Annotated in this window: 27 protein-coding genes and 1 pseudogene; 23 read left to right on the top strand and 5 right to left on the bottom strand. The window is 37.8% G+C overall.

Translation table 11 applies throughout. The features are described from left to right. Window positions 1-15 precede the first annotated feature (15 nt). Window positions 16-246 carry a hypothetical protein gene (locus tag AO058_RS06515; protein ID WP_013073403.1) on the top strand — a complete coding sequence of 77 codons (231 nt, stop codon included), beginning with the start codon at window positions 16-18 and terminating at the stop codon, window positions 244-246. Window positions 247-313: 67 nt separating this feature from the next. Here AO058_RS06515 and AO058_RS18920 read toward each other — a convergent pair. Beyond that, window positions 314-451: pseudogene (locus tag AO058_RS18920) on the bottom strand (IS110 family transposase); the annotation flags it as partial. Window positions 452-645: 194 nt separating this feature from the next. On the opposite strand from AO058_RS18920, the gene AO058_RS06505 reads away from it, so the two are divergent. The 20 genes from AO058_RS06505 to AO058_RS06395 all read left to right on the top strand — a co-directional run bounded on the left by AO058_RS06505 (window position 646) and on the right by AO058_RS06395 (window position 15,094). Continuing rightward, complete coding sequence (locus AO058_RS06505) at window positions 646-1,161, top strand: DUF1440 domain-containing protein (protein ID WP_013073404.1); 516 nt, start codon at window positions 646-648, stop codon at window positions 1,159-1,161. A 162-nt stretch (window positions 1,162-1,323) separates the two neighbouring features. After that, window positions 1,324-1,695, top strand: a complete 372-nt coding sequence (locus AO058_RS06500; RefSeq protein WP_037314308.1) for an ArsR/SmtB family transcription factor — start codon at window positions 1,324-1,326, stop codon at window positions 1,693-1,695. 42 nt (window positions 1,696-1,737) lie between these two features. After that, the gene (gene merTP, locus AO058_RS06495; RefSeq protein ID WP_037314311.1) at window positions 1,738-2,361 is read left to right on the top strand and encodes a mercuric transport protein MerTP; all 624 of its coding nucleotides are present in this window, start codon (window positions 1,738-1,740) and stop codon (window positions 2,359-2,361) included. A gap of 16 nt (window positions 2,362-2,377) precedes the next feature. Beyond that, window positions 2,378-2,740, top strand: coding sequence for a heavy-metal-associated domain-containing protein (locus AO058_RS06490; protein ID WP_229792233.1), 363 nt, complete (start codon window positions 2,378-2,380; stop codon window positions 2,738-2,740). A 221-nt stretch (window positions 2,741-2,961) separates the two neighbouring features. Next, a complete protein-coding gene (locus tag AO058_RS06485) occupies window positions 2,962-3,684 on the top strand; it encodes a hypothetical protein (RefSeq protein WP_013073410.1) in 723 nt (240 codons plus the stop codon). Window positions 3,685-3,734: 50 nt separating this feature from the next. Next, window positions 3,735-5,378, top strand: coding sequence for a mercury(II) reductase (gene merA, locus AO058_RS06480; RefSeq protein ID WP_013073411.1), 1,644 nt, complete (start codon window positions 3,735-3,737; stop codon window positions 5,376-5,378). Next, window positions 5,368-5,985, top strand: a complete 618-nt coding sequence (locus tag AO058_RS06475) for a DUF2652 domain-containing protein (RefSeq protein WP_075325754.1) — start codon at window positions 5,368-5,370, stop codon at window positions 5,983-5,985. The genes merA and AO058_RS06475 overlap by 11 nt, the downstream gene beginning before the upstream one ends. A 19-nt stretch (window positions 5,986-6,004) precedes the next feature. Next, window positions 6,005-6,616, top strand: coding sequence for an organomercurial lyase (gene merB / locus AO058_RS06470; RefSeq protein ID WP_013073413.1), 612 nt, complete (start codon window positions 6,005-6,007; stop codon window positions 6,614-6,616). Window positions 6,617-6,722: 106 nt separating this feature from the next. Beyond that, window positions 6,723-8,069, top strand: a complete 1,347-nt coding sequence (locus AO058_RS06465; RefSeq protein WP_013073414.1) for a dihydrolipoyl dehydrogenase family protein — start codon at window positions 6,723-6,725, stop codon at window positions 8,067-8,069. A 13-nt stretch (window positions 8,070-8,082) separates the two neighbouring features. Beyond that, entirely contained in the window at window positions 8,083-8,289 is a 207-nt protein-coding gene (locus AO058_RS18640; protein ID WP_075325753.1) for a GDCCVxC domain-containing (seleno)protein, read from the top strand. A 62-nt stretch (window positions 8,290-8,351) separates the two neighbouring features. Beyond that, the gene (locus AO058_RS06455) at window positions 8,352-8,726 is read left to right on the top strand and encodes a metal-sensitive transcriptional regulator (protein WP_011709211.1); all 375 of its coding nucleotides are present in this window, start codon (window positions 8,352-8,354) and stop codon (window positions 8,724-8,726) included. A 158-nt stretch (window positions 8,727-8,884) separates the two neighbouring features. Further along, window positions 8,885-9,157, top strand: coding sequence for a thioredoxin family protein (locus AO058_RS06450; protein WP_013073416.1), 273 nt, complete (start codon window positions 8,885-8,887; stop codon window positions 9,155-9,157). Window positions 9,158-9,504: 347 nt separating this feature from the next. After that, window positions 9,505-9,717, top strand: a complete 213-nt coding sequence (locus tag AO058_RS18330; protein ID WP_156858131.1) for a hypothetical protein — start codon at window positions 9,505-9,507, stop codon at window positions 9,715-9,717. A gap of 172 nt (window positions 9,718-9,889) precedes the next feature. Continuing rightward, a complete protein-coding gene (locus AO058_RS06440; RefSeq protein WP_013073418.1) occupies window positions 9,890-11,089 on the top strand; it encodes an MFS transporter in 1,200 nt (399 codons plus the stop codon). Window positions 11,090-11,595: 506 nt separating this feature from the next. Beyond that, window positions 11,596-11,943: a hypothetical protein gene (locus AO058_RS06425; RefSeq protein ID WP_013073421.1), complete on the top strand. Its 348-nt coding sequence runs from the start codon at window positions 11,596-11,598 to the stop codon at window positions 11,941-11,943. Window positions 11,944-12,077: 134 nt separating this feature from the next. Then, window positions 12,078-12,455 (top strand): heavy-metal-associated domain-containing protein, encoded by a 378-nt coding sequence (locus AO058_RS06420; RefSeq protein ID WP_013073422.1) that lies wholly within the window; start codon window positions 12,078-12,080, stop codon window positions 12,453-12,455. 25 nt (window positions 12,456-12,480) lie between these two features. Next, window positions 12,481-12,879: a hypothetical protein gene (locus AO058_RS06415; RefSeq protein ID WP_013073423.1), complete on the top strand. Its 399-nt coding sequence runs from the start codon at window positions 12,481-12,483 to the stop codon at window positions 12,877-12,879. Window positions 12,880-12,890: 11 nt separating this feature from the next. Continuing rightward, window positions 12,891-13,730: a hypothetical protein gene (locus tag AO058_RS06410; RefSeq protein ID WP_013073424.1), complete on the top strand. Its 840-nt coding sequence runs from the start codon at window positions 12,891-12,893 to the stop codon at window positions 13,728-13,730. Window positions 13,731-13,771: 41 nt separating this feature from the next. Next, window positions 13,772-14,257 carry a heavy-metal-associated domain-containing protein gene (locus AO058_RS06405; protein ID WP_041579141.1) on the top strand — a complete coding sequence of 162 codons (486 nt, stop codon included), beginning with the start codon at window positions 13,772-13,774 and terminating at the stop codon, window positions 14,255-14,257. 306 nt (window positions 14,258-14,563) lie between these two features. Continuing rightward, entirely contained in the window at window positions 14,564-15,094 is a 531-nt protein-coding gene (locus tag AO058_RS06395) for a hypothetical protein (protein ID WP_013073426.1), read from the top strand. Here the strand turns inward: AO058_RS06395 and AO058_RS18915 are convergent. From AO058_RS18915 to AO058_RS06380, 4 genes are all read right to left on the bottom strand, one after another. Further along, on the bottom strand, window positions 15,043-15,228 hold the full coding sequence (locus AO058_RS18915; RefSeq protein ID WP_083482231.1) for a hypothetical protein: 186 nt from the start codon (window positions 15,226-15,228) through the stop codon (window positions 15,043-15,045). The genes AO058_RS06395 and AO058_RS18915 overlap by 52 nt on opposite strands. Window positions 15,229-15,431: 203 nt before the next feature. Continuing rightward, window positions 15,432-16,082 (bottom strand): arsenic resistance protein, encoded by a 651-nt coding sequence (locus AO058_RS06385; protein ID WP_013073427.1) that lies wholly within the window; start codon window positions 16,080-16,082, stop codon window positions 15,432-15,434. A 12-nt stretch (window positions 16,083-16,094) separates the two neighbouring features. Continuing rightward, entirely contained in the window at window positions 16,095-16,382 is a 288-nt protein-coding gene (locus AO058_RS18505) for a sodium/bile acid symporter family protein (protein ID WP_013073428.1), read from the bottom strand. After that, window positions 16,383-18,290: a cytochrome c/FTR1 family iron permease gene (locus AO058_RS06380; protein ID WP_057482991.1), complete on the bottom strand. Its 1,908-nt coding sequence runs from the start codon at window positions 18,288-18,290 to the stop codon at window positions 16,383-16,385. Window positions 18,291-18,558: 268 nt separating this feature from the next. On the opposite strand from AO058_RS06380, the gene AO058_RS06375 reads away from it, so the two are divergent. Beyond that, entirely contained in the window at window positions 18,559-18,810 is a 252-nt protein-coding gene (locus tag AO058_RS06375; protein ID WP_133546766.1) for a hypothetical protein, read from the top strand. Between the two features lie 98 nt (window positions 18,811-18,908). Continuing rightward, window positions 18,909-19,136: a heavy-metal-associated domain-containing protein gene (locus tag AO058_RS18635; RefSeq protein WP_229792205.1), complete on the top strand. Its 228-nt coding sequence runs from the start codon at window positions 18,909-18,911 to the stop codon at window positions 19,134-19,136. Window positions 19,137-19,152: the final 16 nt, after the last annotated feature.

Here is a 19,152-nt window from a genome sequence, read left to right as displayed (position 1 = left end):
CATTACCTTTTTTTGATGCAAATAATTTTACAATATCCAGACCTGCATAGGGCGTATAAAAAGCGAAGCGGCTTTATGCCGCCCGCAGGAATGGATGTTGTTATTTCGCCACCAAAAAAAGTTAATGTGCTATGTGGACGGCCAGGAAGTCGAAGGCCTGAAGATGAAGAGAAGCTACCTTCAACGCTAAGGCATAAAATGAGGTATGAAGGAATTCTATGCAGAATTTGGAAAATAAGTTTCTAACCGCTAAAAATGTTCACTTGGATTGAACCTTCTTGCAGTACATATGAAGAATAACTGGAGCGGTGAATTAGGAAAAGTAGCCCATTGTATTCACATAAGGTGTCCCTCGCGCAATCACCGCAAATGCCCGGGCCACCAACTTATTTCTTATTATATTGATTGTACTCATTTTGCTCTTACCCATTTCAAGCCTCCTCTCATTGTATATATTATGACAATATCCCGTTGTCCCTACAGTAAAACCTAAAAACTTAATCATGAAATAAGTAGGGAAATCTTCAGAATATCCATGAGAACTAATTGAAATTTAAACTTTCTTACCAATACTTTAAAACCTATTTAACTAATTGCGTAAATAATTATATATAATTTGAAGTTCTAATAATAAAAATTAGAGCTATGAAAATATCTAATATTTTATTTGCATTCGCAGGCAGTATGGGAAGTGGGTATTTAGCCACTAAAGTGATGGAGAAAGTGTCCATGAAGCTGTTTGAGTTAGGACCTCAAAAAGATCAAGAGAAAGAAGAAGAGGTAAGGCCAGGTCCTCCCTTTAAAATCGCGGCAAAAAAAACTCTTAAAAATTTGGGATTTGAATTAAATGAGGATCAGGAAAAAATGATGGGACAGGTTTTCCATTTTGGTCTGGGTATGGGATGGGCAGGTCTATATCCTATTTTAAAATACACCAATTCCTTCTCGACTACTTCTAATGGCTTGATTACGGGTGCTTCCCTTTCTCTAATTGTAGATGAAGGGATTACCCCTGCACTAGGTTTTAGTGCTCCAAACAAAAAATATCCTACATCTACCCATATACGCGGTTTTCTTGCACATTTGGTTTATGGTGTGGCAGTGGCGGTGATTTATGAGGGGATTTCCGGTATAGTGAGTAAAATTGATGAAAGGAGATAATTCAGCAGTATAGGACCTTTTCGGTTGGAAAATTAAGCAGTCTCATCTAACATTCAAATTAAACCAAAAGGGAGGCTAGAGAATTTGCTAATTTTTATATTTAAGTTTTTGCTTAAATAATATATTAATGATACATTTGTTTCGTAATTAAAAATACTATTTATGAGTTTAGAAATAACCTGTACCAGAAATGAAGCTGATCATAAGCAAATATTACGCTGTAAGAACACTATTGACAAATCTTCTTCCAGCTTTCAAACAATGAGTAAAATTTTAACGCTTGCGGGAAATGAGGTACGTTTAAAAATCCTTTTCCTGTTAGATATGGAAAATGAACTTTGTCCTTGTGATATCGCTGATATTTTGGAAATGAGCGTGCCGGCAGTTTCCCAGCATATCCGGAAAATCAAAGATGCCGGTATCATTTCGTCACGACGGGAAGGTCAAACCCTATTTTATTCTTTAAACGATGGAGGGGAAAAAATCCTTTCTTATATATTTCAAGGAATAAAACAATCTAAAATAGCCGTTTAAATAGTTTAATAAATAAATCACAAAAATAAAATAGCTTAAATAATGAAAACGAATTCTAAATCACCTAAAAAAAATGAATCCAGCGGACTTTTAGGAGCTGGATTGCTTACAGCGGCGGCGGCCTCACTTTGCTGTATCACACCGATATTGGCCTTGATTTCAGGCAGCGCCGGCATCGCCTCCTCTTTTTCCTGGATGGAACCCTTCAGACCATATCTTATTGGTATTACCATCTTAGTACTGGCTTTTGCCTGGTATCAAAAATTAAAACCAAAAACCCAGGAGGAGATAGACTGTGCCTGTGATGAAGACGAAAAGCCTTCTTTCTTTAAATCCAAAGCTTTTCTGGGTATAGTTACTATTTTCTCCGTGTTAATGTTGGCTTTTCCTTACTATTCTGAAATCTTTTATCCTGATAATAAAAAAGATATTGTAGTGGTGAGCCAGTCAGATATTCAAACTATAAAGTTTGATGTTGAGGGAATGACTTGTGCTGGTTGTGAAGAAAGCGTAAAACACGCAGTAAATCAATTGGATGGGATTTTAGATGTAATCCCTTCTTATGAAAATAAAAACACCGAGGTTAAATTTGATAATACAAAAACTTCTAAAGAAGATATTGAAAAAGCGATTAATTCTACCGGATATAAAGTGGTACATAAGTAAATTCAAACAAAATATTATGAAAAATCTATTAGTAATAACAGTTCTAGTTTTATCATTAACCTCATTCCAGGTTAAAGCGCAACAATGTTGCCCTACATCAAAAAGCCAAACAATAATGGAAGCAAGTATCAACCAGCAAACAACAAACACAGTTAAGTTTAAAATTGACGGAATTACCTGCGCGGGTTGTTCTAATGCTATTTACAATGCGCTTAAAGAAGTAGAAGGTGTTGTGGAACATTCGGTTGAATATCCCGGGGATATTGCCATTATTAAATTCGAAAACTCTAAAACAAATATCGAGACCTTAAAAAAGATTATAGAAAAGAAAGGCTATAAAGTTGAAAAGGTAATAGAGACTACCCAAAACGAGTCATAATTTTTTATTTACTCATATACTTAAGAAGTTACTTATATAATTAAGGAACAATTTACCTTTTTACATATTCAAAAAAAACAAAATTAAAATGGAGTGGTGAATCGTTATTTTATGCCTTCTACAATTTTAAAACAATATAAAGGAACTGAAGCTGTTGCAGGTGAACTTGATGGGTTAGTTAGTAATATTATTGCAGAAGTAACAAAATAAATCTATAAGCTATGTTGAATAAAAAATCTTTTTTATCCTTATTAGCCTTGTTTACAGGAGGATTTGTGCCTATAAACTTAATTGTGCTTTCTTTTGGCTATGCCCAATATTTCAAGGGAATCACAATGGGACCGAAAGTCATTAAAACAGCCCATGAATTTGGTGAGCCATATATGCTATTTGTATATATCCCTTCTATGCTCATCTTAACATGGATTATTTTTTACAGCAAGAAAAATTTCCCTGATCTATATAAACGAATTGTCGTGGGCCTCTTAGCAGGGGCAATAGCTACTATAGGTCTGGACTGGCTTCGTCAGATGGGGGTGATAGCCAGCTGGTTACCGGGAGATACTCCGGAAATGTTCGGGAAGATGGTAACGGGTAGTTCCGACTTTAATTCGTATTACTGGATAGGTCAATTGATCCATTTTATGAACGGTGCAAGTTTTGGATTGATATTTACCCTGGTATTTGGAAACTTTATCTCATATAATAAAACGGTTTTATGGGCAATAGGCTGGATGCTGATTATGGAGTTAGGCATGATGACCGGCCCTCCTATGGGACCGATGGTTGGGCTTTTTGGCATCAAATATATGTGGCCTCAATTATTTTTGATCACCCTTGCGGCCCATATTGTCCACGGTACCATTTTAGGATTGTTGGTACACCACTGGCTGGGGATTAACCATACCAAATGGCTAATTCCATTTTTAAAAGATAAATCATAATCAAAAATAAATTGGGTAGTAATTACCCTCAATATAAAAATAAAATAAATATGCAGAAAGAGATCACTTTGCCCATTCAGGGTATGACCTGTACCGGTTGTGCTACAGGCATCGAAAAAAAAGTAAAGCAATTAGAAGGAGTTATAGCATTAGATGTATCTTATCCTAAAGGCGAAGGAAAATTCATCTTTGATTCCAGCACCACATCTCAGCAAGATATTATTGATAACATAGAAATGTCTGGCCAATATAAAGCTAGTAACGGCCAACAGGTTTCAGATAAAAATAATTTTGACCTTATCATTGTTGGTGGAGGGTCAGCCGCATTTTCAGCAGCCATAAAAGCTGAAAGTTTAGGTCTTAAAACCCTTATGGTAAACGCGGGCTTGAATTTTGGCGGCACTTGTGTTAATGTAGGCTGTGTTCCTTCAAAAAACTTAATAAGAGCTGCCGAAACGGCATATCACGCAACCCATTCTAATTTTCAAGGGATCAGGCCTAAAGGTGTAGATATAGATTTTAGCCAGGTTATTAAAGATAAAAAAGACCTGGTAGCGGCCCTGCAGCAACAGAAATATATGGATGTGGTAAAAGATTTTAAGAACCTGGCCATGTTAACAGGATGGGCTGAGTTTGTGGATAAAGGTACCATTATTGTTGATGGGAAAGATACTTACACAGCCACAAACATTCTTATTGCGACCGGAGCTACCACCTACATCCCTAATATTGAAGGATTAAATGAGGTTGGCTATCTAACCAATGTATCCTTATTCGATTTAGAAGAAAAACCGCAAAGCCTGACCATTATGGGTGCGGGCTATATCGGGTTAGAAATTGCCATGGCATACAATAGATTGGGCGTAAAAGTGCGTATCATAGAATTCACCGACAGGCCTTTAAGAAGCCAGACCAAGGACATAACAGATGTGCTCGAAGCACAAATGAAGAAGGAAGGAATAGAAATCCTGCCTAATTTTCGAGCCTTTAAATTTGAAAAACAGGGAGCGGATACTATTATTCATTGTAACTGTCCCGACGGTACTACCACACAAATTATTGAAAAAGGCAAAATAGTGGTTGCCACAGGAACAAAACCTAATACTTCTAAACTAGGACTGGATAAGATCAAAATGAACCTTTCAGCGGTGGGACATGTTTTGGTGAACGAAAAGATGGAAACCAATATATCCAATATTTTTGCTGCCGGGGATGTTACCCAGACCCCTCCTTTTGTTTATACTGCAGCCACTGAAGGAAGTACTGCTGTAAGCAATGCGTTCTCACTTTCAAAAACCGGTATCGATTATTCTTCATTGCCTTGGGTAGTATTTACGGACCCTCAAGTTGCTGGGGCAGGTATGGACGAAATAGTAGCCGAAGAAGCCGGCCTTCCCTTCGAAGTGTCTAAATTAGACCTTAGCCATGTTCCCAGGGCTTTGGCCGCACAGGATACCAGAGGGTTTATTAAACTCATACGTAATACTGAAACCGATAAATTAATTGGCGCCAGAGTAATCGCACCCGAAGGAGGTGAATTGATACAACAATTAAGTATGGCCATAAAGTTTGGTATAACCGTAAAAGATTTGGCAGAAAGCTTTTATCCTTATTTAACCTTAGGAGAAGGGATAAAACTGGCAGCTATTACTTTTGGAAAGGATGTTTCTAAATTAAGCTGTTGTGCCAGCTAATAGTATGGGAGTTTCACGATGTATTCAATTGAAGAAAGGGATCATGCCGGGATTATTGCTAATCCCGGATATTACTGGCTTTACTAAATATATTAACGAGGCAGATCTACAATACAGTCAGATTACTATCGCACTCTTGCTGGAGGCAATACTTAAAAACAACAAATTAGGGCTTCAGGTTTCAGAAATAGAAGGTGATGCCATACTGTTTTATAGTTTCAAAAAAGATTATACTGTAGATGAAATTATAGAACAATGTTTTTTAATGCATCGAGCGTTTCACCATCAATTAAAGCAAATAATTGAAACAGATTGTTCGTGTGGGGCATGTACGCTTTTAGGAGAGCTTAGTTTAAAGTTCATTCTCCATTATGGAGAATTGGGATCTGTTATGATCAATGATTTTTGCAAACTCTATGGTAAGGAAGTAATTATAGCCCATAGATTATTGAAAAATGATTTGGCACTCAAAGAGTATATCCTTGCTACGGAAGATTTCTTTACCCAGTACGGAACTAATTATATAAGAAATTTACAATTTGAAAAAACATCTCAGGTTATTGATGAAGTCGGGATTATAAATTATCGATTTCTAAAATTTTATTAATTGTAATTATTAAAAGCATATGAAGAAACAGGAAATAATATTTGACGGTCATCAATTTGTGAATGGTTTTGAAAAGATGCTCAAGGAAATGAACCTTCCCAATAGTGATAAAGTGTATTGGGAATTACTTAAGGGAAGACCCCTGCCTCGAGGTCGCTTTTCTGAAGTGATGGATGTCCCTATAGATAAAGCACATCAAATAATACAGCAATACGGAGAGGTCAATAAAGAAGGTGAAATTGTGGGTTATTTAGGACTTTCTTTAAATAAAACTGTACATCAACTAAACTTTGACAATAAAACTTTGTATGCCTGGTGTGCAATGGATAGTATTTTATTACCCCGGTATCTAATGCATAGATGGGAAATAATATCAATAGATCCTATAACCGACATTCCTGTAAAATTGTCTATTTCAGATAATCTTCTAGAATGGACCAGGCCTGTTCCCCTCTTTATTTCATGGGTCGAAAAGGCCGATAGTTGTGATATCAAATCAAGTTTCTGCCGGCACTCCTTCTTTTTTGGTTCAGAGGATGCCGCAAACAAATGGTTAGAAAAAAATCCATTAGGAAAAATTTCAAAAGTAGAAGATTTTTTTTCCAATTCTAGCGGGTTTAAATGTTGTTAATTCTATTTGTATGTATATCATAAAGTTATTCTAAACCTTCTTTGGTTTTTAGGAAAGAAAACGAGATTTATATAAATTAAAAACTAACCAATCTAAAATTTAAATTATGAAAAAGTACGATGTATTTGTAATAGGTTCTGGTATGTCAGGTATGACCGCTGCCAATAAATGTGCCTCCAAAGGCCTTAAGGTAGGCATTACCGATGAACTTCCCTATGGTGGAACCTGTGCCCTAAGAGGCTGTGATCCCAAAAAGGTGATTATAGGCGCAACGGAAGTACGTGATTTTGCAGAAAGGCTTAAAGGAAATGGAATAGATACAGTGCCTAAAGTCAATTGGGAAGATATTATGGCATTTAAACAATCTTTTGTGGATGCCATGCCTCCTAAAATTGAAAAAGGATATAAGAATAAAGACATAGACACCTATCATACTTCAGCTAAATTTTTATCTGATAACACCTTAGAGTTAGGTGATGAAGTTATTGAAGCCGATAAATTTGTGATCGCAACCGGAGCAAAACCCCGGGTACTGGATTTTGAGGGTGGAAATTTGGCTCTTTCAAGTACAGATTTCCTTAACCTGAAAAAACTACCTGAATCGCTTTTATTTATTGGAGGTGGCTACATTGCCTTTGAATTTGCTCATATCGCTGCACGGGCTGGTGCCGATGTTACCATATTGCATCGTGGTGATCACCCATTAGAAAACTTTGATCATGACATTGTACAACATCTTGTGAATGCAACCCGAAACCTGGGAATTAAACTTGTTTTGGAAACTGAAGTCTCTAAAATTGAAAAGAAAGAAGATCATTATGTAGTTACAGGAAAATCAAATGGAAAAGAGGCCACTTATAAGACTGACTCTGTCTTTAACTCGGCCGGTCGTCCTCCCGCCATATTTGATTTAGATTTGGAAAAAGCAGGGATATCTTTTTCAAAAAAAGGAATTGCGGTAAATGAATACCTTCAAAGTACCTCTAACGCCAATATTTATGCAGCGGGAGATTCGGCAGATTCAAGAGGATTACCCCTTACCCCTGTTGCAGTAATGGAAGGGCATGTTGTGGCATCAAATATCATCAAAGGGAACAAGAAAAAAGTTAATTATCCACCAATGCCTTCCGTAGTTTTTACTTTGCCTACCCTGGCATCAGTAGGATTAACCGAAGCAGAAGCCAAATCAAAACAGATAGAATATCAGGTCAATTATAACCATGCGGAAAGCTGGTTCAATGCAAAAAGACTGAATGTTAAGGAATATGCCTACAAAACTATCATTGATAAAGAGAATCAGACTATTCTTGGCGCACATTTAATAGGACCTAACACGGAGGAAACCATCAATTTATTTGCCATGGCGATAAAGACCAAAATGAAAATCAATGAGTTAAGGACGATGATCTTTACGTATCCAACTTTGTCATCAGATATCCCTCATATGCTTTAAAAATAAATAGATTATGGAAATAGAACTAGTTTCTACCATTACATGTCCTGGTTGCGGACACACAAAAGAAGAGGAAATGCCCACAACAGCCTGTCAGTTTTTTTACCAATGTGATAATTGCAAGCATTTATTAAAACCAAAAGAAGGTGATTGCTGTGTTTATTGTTCTTATGGTAATGTTGCCTGTCCACCCATTCAGGAAGGAACAAATTGCTGCTAAAAATTTAAAATACTTTTGGTGACCTCCCCCACTCCAGATGTATCTTGCTGAAAATTAAAAGTATGATTCCTAGAGATCTAAGTAAAGATATAAAAACTCGCTTGCAGAGCATCAGCGGCCAGCTTAACGGACTTATAAAAATGCTGGATGAAAATAAAGATCCAGAAAAGATTCTGATCCAGTTCAAAGCGGCGCAAAAAGGACTTGATAAGGCGCATTTTCTTCTTTTAGATGAAGTGTACCGCAAAGCGCTGGCGATCACAATTTCAGAAACTGTGGAAGCCTGTCCCGGTAATTGCGGTAATGAAGAGCGAATTGAATTTATTCGCAAACAATTTCCCGACCTTGAGCTTAACAGCCTTACCGATAAAATGAAGGAGATTGATGAACTTAAACGAAGGCTGGAATCTTACATTTCCGAAAATAGATCAGAGTAAAACATTCAAAAATTTTCCATTTAATTTTAATACTAATAAAAATCTGTCGTAAAAAAGCAGGTTTTTTTATTTGGAGACCACCCCGGTTCCGCTCTTATCTTTGGATTGTTCTTTAATAAGAAGGATAAAACTGATTGTTAATTTAAATTCAAAAAAAAATGAAAAGACAAATAGAAATATTTACGGCAAATTGTCCGGTTTGTGATCCGGTTGTAAAAATGGTGAAAGAGTTGTCCTGCGATAGTTGCGAGATTACCACCTATAACCTGGTGGAACAATGTGAGGATAAGACCTGTATAGACAAAGTGCAGGAGTACGGTGTAAAGAGAATTCCCGCGGTGGCGGTTGATGGAAAATTGCTTGAGTGCTGTACAAACAATGGTATAAGCAAAGAAAAACTTATCGAAGCAGGAATAGGAAAAGCCAGTTAGCAAAACCATCGTACTGAAATTAAAATCTGAAACTTTTTATGGCAGCCATTTTTGGCTGCCTTTTTTTTTAATCAAATTAAAATGTTAAATCTTTATTAATCGGCTTGCCTACCCCCCGGGCTATGAGTCGATATTTGAAAAGAGGTTCGGCTCTTAATCTTTTATTTCTGATTTCCGAGCAAATCAGGAAGTAACTAAAACCATTTAAATTATGAAACCATTAAGTTCAGAAATGCAAAAATGTATCGATGATTGCAACGCCTGCATTACTGCGGCGAGAATTTGCCTTGACCAACATTTGGGGGAACCAGACATGAAAGAATGCCACAAATTTTGTCTGGATTGTATTGCTTTATGCACAGCCTGTGTTCAACTACTTGCAAGCCAGTCTGATTATTCAAAACGCCTATGTGCCATTTGTGCCGACTTATGTAAAGCCTGTGCTGATGAATGTGCAAAGTTTGACAGTGAAGTTTGCCAGCAATGCGCAGAAAAATGTCGAACCTGTGCCGAAAGCTGTAAAGAAATGGCAGCTTAAAAAAAATGTAAAAAAATTTTAAAAGGAGCGGCTAAAAAGTTGCTCCTTTTTTTTAATAAAGAAAGCTAACATTAGGATACCACCCCAGGTTAGATTTTATGTTTGACATCTTTATAACTGTGAGATGGCAGTTTATTCAAGAAGCCAAATAAATATAACAGCTTTAAAATTCCCAGTAAAAATAATACAGAGTAATGGAAAATCCCAATTCAAATAAACCCTTAAAAACCATTTTTGCTCCCCTGGCCATGGCAGCGGGCTTAATATTTTTTCAGGCGTATATGATAGCGCCACTTATTCCTAAACTGGCAACTATTTTTAATGTATCAGAACAGCGGATTGGTCTTATAGTACCAGCTTATATGCTGGCTTACGGAGTTTCAGTCCTGTTTTATGGTTTCATATCCGATAAATTTGGAAGAAAACGCATACTTCAAATATCCCTACTGGCTTTTATTGTATTAACAGCGATAACCGCCCTGGTGCAATCTGCTTCACAACTCATCCTGTTACGATTGCTAACGGGTTTAGGGGCAAGCGGTGTGGTGCCAATGTCCCTGGCCCTTGTAGGAGATATGTTCAAACCTTCAGAGAGAGGGAGACCCCTGGGACTTTTATTTGCCGCTATGGAAGGGGGAATGGCTTTAGGTTCTACCGCCGGGGTAATGTTGGAACCTTATACAGGCTGGCGTATGTTATTTTTGGCAACTGCCCTCTTGGCCGCTTTGGCTTTGTGGATACAAGTAGCCCGAATGGGCTGGAAACAGGAACCTCATAAATCCAATCGTACTTCATTCAAAAAAATGGTAGGTGGGTTTTACAGGCTACTTGCTTTCCCACGCGGGTTAAGGACCTATTTATTTGTATTCTGGAATGGGATCTTCCATTCAGGTATTTATACCTGGTTAGGGGTCTATTTTGTACAAAAGTATGATCTGGGGCCAATAGAAATTGGTTTGGCCATTCTGGGTTATGGCCTGCCAGGATTTTTCTTTGGTTCCCTTATAGGGCGCGCAGCCGATCGCAGGGGGCGATATCCTATTATTTTAACAGGCTTGGCAACAGCGGCCATAGCAACAGCCAGTCTCGCCCTGGAAATACCCGTTCTTGTCGCGGCCCTTGCAGTCACCTTGATCTCTTTGGGATACGACCTCACTCAACCTCTATTTGCAGGTATAGTAACCGAATTGGGTGGTAAAACAAAGGGAGGCCAGGCCATGGGACTGAATGTTTTTGCATTGTTTACCGGCTTTGGCCTTGGGAGCTTATTGTTTGGGGAATTATTGAAATTAGGATTAGATCAGGCGTTAATTATTTTTGCGGTTGTACAGGCAGTATTTACGATTGTAGCCGCAAAACTTTTGCAGACAGAAATGAAATTATCAATAAAATGATAAGCTATAACATCCATTTAGATTCTGGTAAGGCCATAACTTTTTTAAGGTGGAGCATTGGCATAATTTTCATCTGGTTTGGGATGGTTAAATTTTTTATTGGTCTGAGCCCGGCAGAAGATTTGGCTTCCTCAACCATTTGTACCCTGAGCGGCCATTTCCTTCCACAAGGAAGTTGTATGCCTATATTGGCTATTTTTCAAAGCCTTATTGGCATATCCTTGTAATTGGGGAAGTTTTTGAAATGGGCTTTAGGCTTATTTTTCCTGCATATGTTAGGAACTTTTTCAACCTTCTTCATTTTTCCCGAACAAATGTTCTCCCATTTCCCATTTGTATTAACTATGAAAGGTCAATATGTAATGAAAAATATAATCATACTGGCAGCAGTGACCAGTATTTGGGCCTCAACAAGAAAAATGGTGTCAATAAGGGATGATCCCAAAAAATAGAATGTGCTGCAAACAATTTTTTAAAGCCTATTTTAAATATAAAATTTTTAGCCTATGAGAACTACAGAAGAAGTATTAAAAGATCATCTGGAACTTTCTAAAAAGGGATCTATAGAAGAGGACCTGCATAGAAACTTTTCCAAAAATTTGATCCTTCTTACTACGCATGGTATTGATAAAGGACATGAAGGACTAAGGGAATTAAATAAAATGCTGATAAAGGATTTCCCCGAAGCGGAGTTTAACTATATCAATTTTCTTTTTGAAGATGAAATAGCTTTTCTGGAATGGACTGCATATTCAGACAGTTCACAAATAGATGACGGAGCAGATTCCTACATAGTGCGCGAGGGGCTGATAATTGCCCAGACCATTCATTATACTATCCGAAAGAAAAAATGAAAAAAGAATATTTCAGATTTTTAGAAGATTAAGCAGTAGGATTTTTTTAAAGAAAAAAATAAAATCTAATTTGGTTACCACCCCCCTGCTGCCCCTAATTTTGACATAGTTAATTTTTAAAAATCAATTATAAGATGATAGGTTTACATAAAGAATTATTCGCGGTATTGTTAACCGGAACGACCCTTGCGTTTTCTGGAAATACCGCTAGCGCTATGGATCAGAAAAATGAAAATCAAATTGAATTTAAAATCCAAAAGGAGATGACGGAAAAAATCTTACACTTAAAAATTAAAGGCATGCATTGCCAGTCCGGTTGTGCTAATGGTATCGATACGATGCTGAAGGAACAAAAAGGCATTATAAAAAGTGAGACAAGCTTTGATAAAAGCTCCTCGATAATTGAATATGATCCAAAGCAGATTTCAGAAGAAAAGATACTCTCCCTTATCAAAGACCGTGGGTTTGAAGTGGAAGTTGTAACCGAAAAGGGGGCTTCTGTAAACGGATAGAGATACCTGTATAAAAACAATAAAGATGTTTGCTAAAATAAAAGAAGACTTCGTAAGTATAGGATCCCTTTTTACCTCGGTTTCCACCTTACTGTGTTGCGCCCTGCCTTCGCTACTGGTTGCCCTGGGAATGGGAGCTGTGGTTGCGGGATTGGCTTCTGACCTGCCCTGGCTCATTACCATGAGCAAATATAAAGACTGGACCTTCCTGATTGCCGGGATTATGATAGGCTTTAATTTCTGGTTGTTCTACGGAAGAAAAAGAAACCAAACCTGCGAGATCGATGAAAACGGAAATGAGACCGCATGTGATACAGCAACAAGATGGAGCAAAGCCATTCTTTGGTTTTCCTTTGGCCTTTATGTCCTTGGATTGTTTGCTGCTTATTTACTATTGCCCATTCAAAGATTTTTAGAAGTTTAAATTTACAAAACATGAAAAATTATTTTTTGATCCTATTCATAGGGTTATCGACACTGTATAAAGTAGAAGCCCAGGGGCATGGCCCAATTTATGGATTACAAACCCCCACCCTGGCAAAAGGCGGTATAAACATGAACGCTTCCGGAATGAGTATAGCGACCGAAGACGAGGCCTCTTATATGCTTCGGTATACATTTTTCTATGGCATTACGGAAGATTTACAGGTTACCCTTACCACTCCTACTGTGATTGAGCGTCTGGAAAATGCTCCACGAACCCGTGGAAATAGCATGATGCCTTCCAATGGAGATATCGAGGCTGCTTTGTGGTATCGTTTTTTTTCAAATGCTTTTGGGGTAGGAAAGAGGTTTGAATCCACAGCAATTTTAGGTGTATCTGCCCCTACTGAGGATGTTCGCGGACAGGTGAATGTAGGGAACTCTATCCATGGGGCCATTTCTACGGGATATGCCTCACGTACCTGGTACGCCTGGTTAGGTGGCGGTTACCAATATTATTTTGAAAAGGACAACGAGCAATTAGGCGATTTACCCTATGCAAGCATGGTGATAGGTTATCGTCCCGATGTTTTTATGGGGGATTATCCTAAACCCGACTGGCGGATATTTGTAGAATCACTGGCCGAATTTCCCGGAGATAATAAAGTTAACGGACAATTTTTTTCTACAGATGAACGGAGTAAAAAAGTATTGGTTGGTCCTTCAATTTTAGGACTTACCGGTCCCTGGGGAATTTCCTTCGGGGCATTGTTCCCGGTATACCAGGATCTTATTCCGAATACGCCCCGTGAAAAATATAGGGTCTCACTGAACATAAGTTATTGGTTATAACAGATATTAAAGAAGAATTTTAAACATAAAAAAAGAGTAAAATGAAAAGAATAGCATTAATTATCGTAGTGACAGTGTTTGGAATCATAAGTTCCAACGCCCAAATCACCAAAGTAGATCAGGAAGTTTTTGGAATGGATTGCGCACCTTGTGCCTATGGCCTTGAACGCGGACTCAAAAAAATGGATGGTATAGAAAAGGTACAAGTAAGTCTGAATGAAGGCAAAGCTTATTTAGATCTGACTGCAAACAATAATTTAAGCTTGAAACAAATTCAGGAAGAAGTGAAAGTGAATGGTTTTTCAGCTAAGAATGCCGAAATAGTTATAAAGGGCAACTTCGTTGAGCAGGATGGCACTTATGCAATACAAACCGGGAAAGAAACTTTTAAGATAGCTGAAGCAACTTCTACCAACTTACGTTCCAGGTTAAAACCCGGAGTCCTTACAGTTAAAGGGATAGTTCAGGATGAAGAAGACGGGGAGCTAACCACTAAGTGGGAAATTGAGCTTACTGAAATCCTTTAATTAAATGAAGATTAAAAAATACAGCTTATTGGGCGCAAGTTTTCTTAGTGCAGGGGTTCCATTTTTATGTTGCTGGACCCCTGCTATATTAACTGGAGTAGCGGGAGTCACCGGTATTTCCTCTGGTTTTGAATGGTTACATCCAGTAAGACCGTATATGTATAGCATGTCTTTCTTATTCTTAGGTGTCGCTCATTATAGGGTGTATAAGGATACCAAATTCTCGACTTTAGAAAATAACAAAGATGAAAACGAATGTGGATGTAGTCAAAATCCTGAAAATTCAACAAAAAACAAATCGATATTATGGCTAACCACTTTTTTGGTCTTTTTTATGATGATAATAAACTACTTTCTGGAATGGTGAAGATTTCCGGGAAGAATATTATTATTACCTGCTTAATATTCATATTGGGTTTTAATATGAATGCTCAGGGCCCGCCTATTTTTACGGATACACCTATCATATTAGGTGTGCAGGGACGTGGAGTGCGTACTTTTGGCAATATAACTTCTAAGGAAAATGCCAAGGCTTACGCGCAGGTACTTATTGTTCCTTATAACATTACCAGTAAATGGCAGGTAGATGCGGTAATACCCTATGTCTCAATTTCGCCCGATGGCTTGGATTCCCAGTCGGGATTTGGAGATTTAAAAGTATTTACAAAATATCAACTCTTTCAAAAGGATGATAAAGGAGAGGCCTTAAGAAGTTTAATTAAATTAACCGAAACTTTTCCTACGGGAAATTCCAGTCAAATGCCTGCCCTGGGTGCCAGTGCTTTTCAAACTACCATAAGCCTTGTATTGACGCACAACCTTCCCGTTCCCCTGTAAAACCTTCCTAAAAGTTCGATTAACCACGATCTGATCACCGGGACATGATTCCAGGTATCCAGTATACCTTGTATATCAAGCTTTTCGCGGAACTGTGAAAGCAAATCTGTATCTTCGTCGATAGCCTGTAGCATACCAAATTCAATCCCATTGTGCACCAGCTTAGTAAAGTGACCTGCCGATGGAGGACCGGCATGTACATAACTCTACCAGTAGCAACAGAATAGCTGCCTTACGATAATCTTTCGCACATATTGTTCATTGAATCTCGAATGGTTTGTAATACTTCATGTGTATAGAATATGGTTATCCTTAAATGGGTATAATCCAAATCCCGCTAAATTACTTTCTTTCTTATTTTCAACAACAGTTGCGAGGTTAAAGCCAAAATTGGCAATTCAATTAAAGGACCTATAACTAATGACAATGCAACCAATGGTTCATAAGCAAATGCGGAAACTGCAATGGCCAATGAAATAGGTGAATTTCTTGCCATTGTTGTCAATGTGAGGCTTACCCTGTTTTGATAACTGAATTTAAAAAACCTGCTGACCAGCTGTGCCAGTAAAAAAGTAATGATAAAAAATATAATCACGGGAAATAGCAATTTGTAAATAACATCAGGATTTTCCAGTAGATTTCTTCCTTCTGAAGCAAACATTGCGACTACTGCCAATGATAAAAACAACACCTGGGATTTTACAAAAAAGCCGGTAAAAGACGTCCCTGAAGTATTGCTTCGGCTAACTATTTTTTTGGTAACTAATACTAATAAAAAAGGAATCAGGAGCACCAGAAGAATACTTTCAACCAGTGACCTGAATTCAACATTTCCTGATCTTCCAAAGAATAGTAACAAAAATATTGGAAGTAAAAGAATCTGCAATATCAGGTTGATTGGAAGAATAGAAGTAGATAGCGGCACATTTCCTTTTGCAACACCGGTAAACACCAGGTACCAATCTGTACAGGGAGTTACCATAAGCATCACAAACCCTATCTAGATGGCCAGCTCGTTATCCAGAAACAAGTATCCCAGCAAATAAGCAAACAGGGGAGTCCAGATAAAATTAATAACAAGGCTGCTAACTGAAAATTTGAGATTGAAGAAAGCACTTTTAAGCTCGCCGATGTTTATACTTAAGAATAAGCCGTAAAGCATTACCATAAGCAAGAGTACAATAAAGCTCGATGCATATCTCTCCAAAATAGCCAAATTCCCCAATAATAATCCCAGTACAACTGCCAATAAAATGACACCTGTTTGGTATTTATTGATTTTTTCCATTTACTCTTCTGTAACCAATTCTTGTGAGGACTTGTCTGCTTTTTGATTCAGATTCCTCCATTGGAAAAAAACTATAATACCAAGTACGAGGAGCTGCGCCAGGATAGACTGTAAATTCGGGTAAATCCCCAATAGTTCTATACGGGGAGCAAAATCTATGGGTGAAATGGGGATGTAACCTGCTTCCTGAAAGGCCATAATTCCTTTGCCTGTTAAAACAATTGCCAGGGCTGCTACCATATAGGAAGCCAATTTGAAGAATTTTCCTACAGGTAGTTCTTTAGTAAATTTCAGAAACACGATTGTTATAATGGCTATTATAATAACGGAAGTCAATAAGGCCCAGTTAATAGCAGAATTTGCGACATCGGGATTGCTCAGTTTCAGTGATGAAAGAAACAGAACCACTTCAAAAGCTTCCCTAAACACCACGATGAACGAGAAAATCAACAAACCTATCATATTTCCGGTTTCAGAAATGCGGTTTATTTTATTTTTTATGAAGTGTTTCCACTTCGATATCTCAGAATGGGAATGAAGCCAAATACCTGCAAAGAGCAATACCAGTACAGCCAGAATAGCTCCAACACCTTCCATCAATTCTCTTGACGCACCGCTTAAATTGATAAGTTTATCTACAAAAAACCAACTCACCACACCAGTTAGTACTGCGAAAATCCATCCGGAATGGACGGCTATCACTGCGCGTTTGATTTTCATAGGTCTTAGAACACGGAGAATAATGAGGATAATAAGCAACGCTTCCAAGGCCTCCCTGATAAGGATTGATAATGCAGCACCATATATAAATGCAAAGGAATAATCCTTTTCTGCTAAAACAGTTTTGGCAGAGGTTATTTTTTCTTTAAGGGCATTATAATAATTTTCCGCACCTATTTTGTTGTTGTTTTGAAGTGCTTTTCGGTAAGCAATCATATCCCGCTCAATACCCCTCACTAATGAAGGCGCAGATGCACCCAATATATTCTCCACCAGCTCAACGCCTTCAAGGTAGGATGTCAAGGCATATTTTTCGGCAATTTTATTATTGCCTTTTTGAAATTCCTGATATGAAAGATCAAGGTTGGTCATAGCAACATTTAGAGGTTCAGGCCTTTCAGGTTCATAATTCCGCACCTGGCCAACTGTTATATTGCTGAAAGATTTATTCAAAAAATGTTGCAATTCTTCATCGTTCCATTTGCTGATGCTGTCAAGATGCAAATTGGAAGGCAATGGAGCTCTTGAAATTTCTTCATTGTGCTTTAGTGACAGCACGTAAAAAGATAAGTCCCAAAGCTCTTCTTCTGTAAGACGGTTGTAAGAAGCCATCCCCGTGCCCTCAATCCCCAATTTGATGACATTGTAAGCCTGAAGTGGGGACAACTGGGCTTCGTGGAAATTGGTCGGTGCAGGATTTAAATTTCCGGCTAAAGCTCCGTTCCCATATCCTTTGCCTCCGTGGCAGGATACGCAATTATTCTGGTACAGGGTGGCTCCATTCTTTAACGAGGGATAACGATTAGGTGTAATTTTTAAAATTCCAAGATCGAGAATTTTGTTTTTGATATTTAAAGCAATTGTAGAAATCGCTTCTGGATTTTTTTTGTCCGCAACAGCTTGTTGCAATTCCCGCAGGGGTTCATCAAGCTTTTCAAACCTGGTATTATTAATTGTCGGCAATAGATCCTGCTGAAGTGCAATGGATTTTTTTGCAAACTCGCTCATTTCGGCGAATTCAAACTCATTGATTATTTCGCCATTCTCCACCGCTACTGGATAATCCTTGGAAATGTAATCCAGGAGAGTCACCAAAGTGCGCAAATCTGTGTCATTAGCCGTATTTTGCGAAAACGTATTTATTGAAATGAAAATGACAAAGAAGAAGAATACCCTATATTTATTCATACTAAATCTAAATAAGGGCAAATATACAGTTCTGTGATTTTATAAAAAAATTTATAATCACTAATACAGATTTTTTTTTTCGTTTAGCTCCAAAAGGATAATGGGATTCCTTTCGGTGCCTTAATCCGGTGGTACAAGATTTAATCCCTGGGGTTGTTAAAGAAAACTATCGGGTATTTCTTAATTTAAGTTATTGGTTATAGTATAAACAAACTTTAAAAAATTAACAGATGAAACATCCATGACAAGGGACTTGACACAAAGAAGAATGATTATTAACTTTGAGACAATTCCAAAGGGCGATTTTTACTGGAGGTTGAAATATCTTATTCAGGCCTTGAGCCATAGAAACCCCGAAGATGAAACTGCCCTCACACAGCTAAACACAAAGAAGTATTGCCTTGAGAAGGAACCTGAAATTTTCAAATTCTTAGCTGTATTTTTCTTACCAATTAGAGTTCCTGCTTTAGTGGGTAAGGGTACTTTTGTGATGGTTCCAGTTAGTAAAAATCCTACTTAATTGAAAAACTTCCGGATGGGAGTGTAATAATAGTTATTGTATTTGGAAGTTTTAGTTCCAATGCTCAGATTCAGAAAGTAGATCAGGAAGCGTTTGGAATGGACTGTGCCCCCTGTGCCTATGGTCTGGAACGCGGACTTAAAAATATGGAAGGTCTGGAAAGTGTAAAAGTGAGTCTTAATGACGGTAAAGCTTATTTAGATTTGGCAAAAAATAATGATTTGAGCCTTAGGCAGATCCAGGAAGAAGTGAATAAGAATGATTTTTCTGCTAAAAAAGCCGAAATTGTTATAAAAGGTACTCTCGTTGAACAGGATGGTAATTAAGCCAATTCAAACCGGG

Source organism: Salegentibacter sp. T436, from assembly GCF_001932675.1.
GTDB lineage: Bacteria > Bacteroidota > Bacteroidia > Flavobacteriales > Flavobacteriaceae > Salegentibacter > Salegentibacter agarivorans.
This window is presented reverse-complemented; position numbering and strand designations above follow the sequence as displayed.

Coding starts and splice junctions, on each gene's coding strand:
- AO058_RS06425 (WP_013073421.1), top strand. CDS start 11,596: ATGAGAACTACAGAAGAAGTATTAAAAGATCATCTGGAACTTTCTAAA.
- AO058_RS06505 (WP_013073404.1), top strand. CDS start 646: ATGAAAATATCTAATATTTTATTTGCATTCGCAGGCAGTATGGGAAGT.
- merA (WP_013073411.1), top strand. CDS start 3,735: ATGCAGAAAGAGATCACTTTGCCCATTCAGGGTATGACCTGTACCGGT.
- AO058_RS06380 (WP_057482991.1), bottom strand. CDS start 18,290: ATGAATAAATATAGGGTATTCTTCTTCTTTGTCATTTTCATTTCAATA.
- AO058_RS06465 (WP_013073414.1), top strand. CDS start 6,723: ATGAAAAAGTACGATGTATTTGTAATAGGTTCTGGTATGTCAGGTATG.
- AO058_RS06415 (WP_013073423.1), top strand. CDS start 12,481: ATGTTTGCTAAAATAAAAGAAGACTTCGTAAGTATAGGATCCCTTTTT.
- AO058_RS18505 (WP_013073428.1), bottom strand. CDS start 16,382: ATGGAAAAAATCAATAAATACCAAACAGGTGTCATTTTATTGGCAGTT.
- AO058_RS06500 (WP_037314308.1), top strand. CDS start 1,324: ATGAGTTTAGAAATAACCTGTACCAGAAATGAAGCTGATCATAAGCAA.
- AO058_RS06405 (WP_041579141.1), top strand. CDS start 13,772: ATGAAAAGAATAGCATTAATTATCGTAGTGACAGTGTTTGGAATCATA.
- merB (WP_013073413.1), top strand. CDS start 6,005: ATGAAGAAACAGGAAATAATATTTGACGGTCATCAATTTGTGAATGGT.
- AO058_RS06395 (WP_013073426.1), top strand. CDS start 14,564: ATGGCTAACCACTTTTTTGGTCTTTTTTATGATGATAATAAACTACTT.
- AO058_RS06385 (WP_013073427.1), bottom strand. CDS start 16,082: ATGCTTATGGTAACTCCCTGTACAGATTGGTACCTGGTGTTTACCGGT.
- AO058_RS06490 (WP_229792233.1), top strand. CDS start 2,378: ATGAAAAATCTATTAGTAATAACAGTTCTAGTTTTATCATTAACCTCA.
- AO058_RS06420 (WP_013073422.1), top strand. CDS start 12,078: ATGATAGGTTTACATAAAGAATTATTCGCGGTATTGTTAACCGGAACG.
- AO058_RS06455 (WP_011709211.1), top strand. CDS start 8,352: ATGATTCCTAGAGATCTAAGTAAAGATATAAAAACTCGCTTGCAGAGC.
- AO058_RS06440 (WP_013073418.1), top strand. CDS start 9,890: ATGGAAAATCCCAATTCAAATAAACCCTTAAAAACCATTTTTGCTCCC.
- AO058_RS06515 (WP_013073403.1), top strand. CDS start 16: ATGCAAATAATTTTACAATATCCAGACCTGCATAGGGCGTATAAAAAG.
- AO058_RS06485 (WP_013073410.1), top strand. CDS start 2,962: ATGTTGAATAAAAAATCTTTTTTATCCTTATTAGCCTTGTTTACAGGA.
- AO058_RS18640 (WP_075325753.1), top strand. CDS start 8,083: ATGGAAATAGAACTAGTTTCTACCATTACATGTCCTGGTTGCGGACAC.
- AO058_RS06375 (WP_133546766.1), top strand. CDS start 18,559: ATGATTATTAACTTTGAGACAATTCCAAAGGGCGATTTTTACTGGAGG.
- AO058_RS18635 (WP_229792205.1), top strand. CDS start 18,909: ATGGACTGTGCCCCCTGTGCCTATGGTCTGGAACGCGGACTTAAAAAT.
- merTP (WP_037314311.1), top strand. CDS start 1,738: ATGAAAACGAATTCTAAATCACCTAAAAAAAATGAATCCAGCGGACTT.
- AO058_RS06410 (WP_013073424.1), top strand. CDS start 12,891: ATGAAAAATTATTTTTTGATCCTATTCATAGGGTTATCGACACTGTAT.
- AO058_RS06450 (WP_013073416.1), top strand. CDS start 8,885: ATGAAAAGACAAATAGAAATATTTACGGCAAATTGTCCGGTTTGTGAT.
- AO058_RS18915 (WP_083482231.1), bottom strand. CDS start 15,228: ATGCTACAGGCTATCGACGAAGATACAGATTTGCTTTCACAGTTCCGC.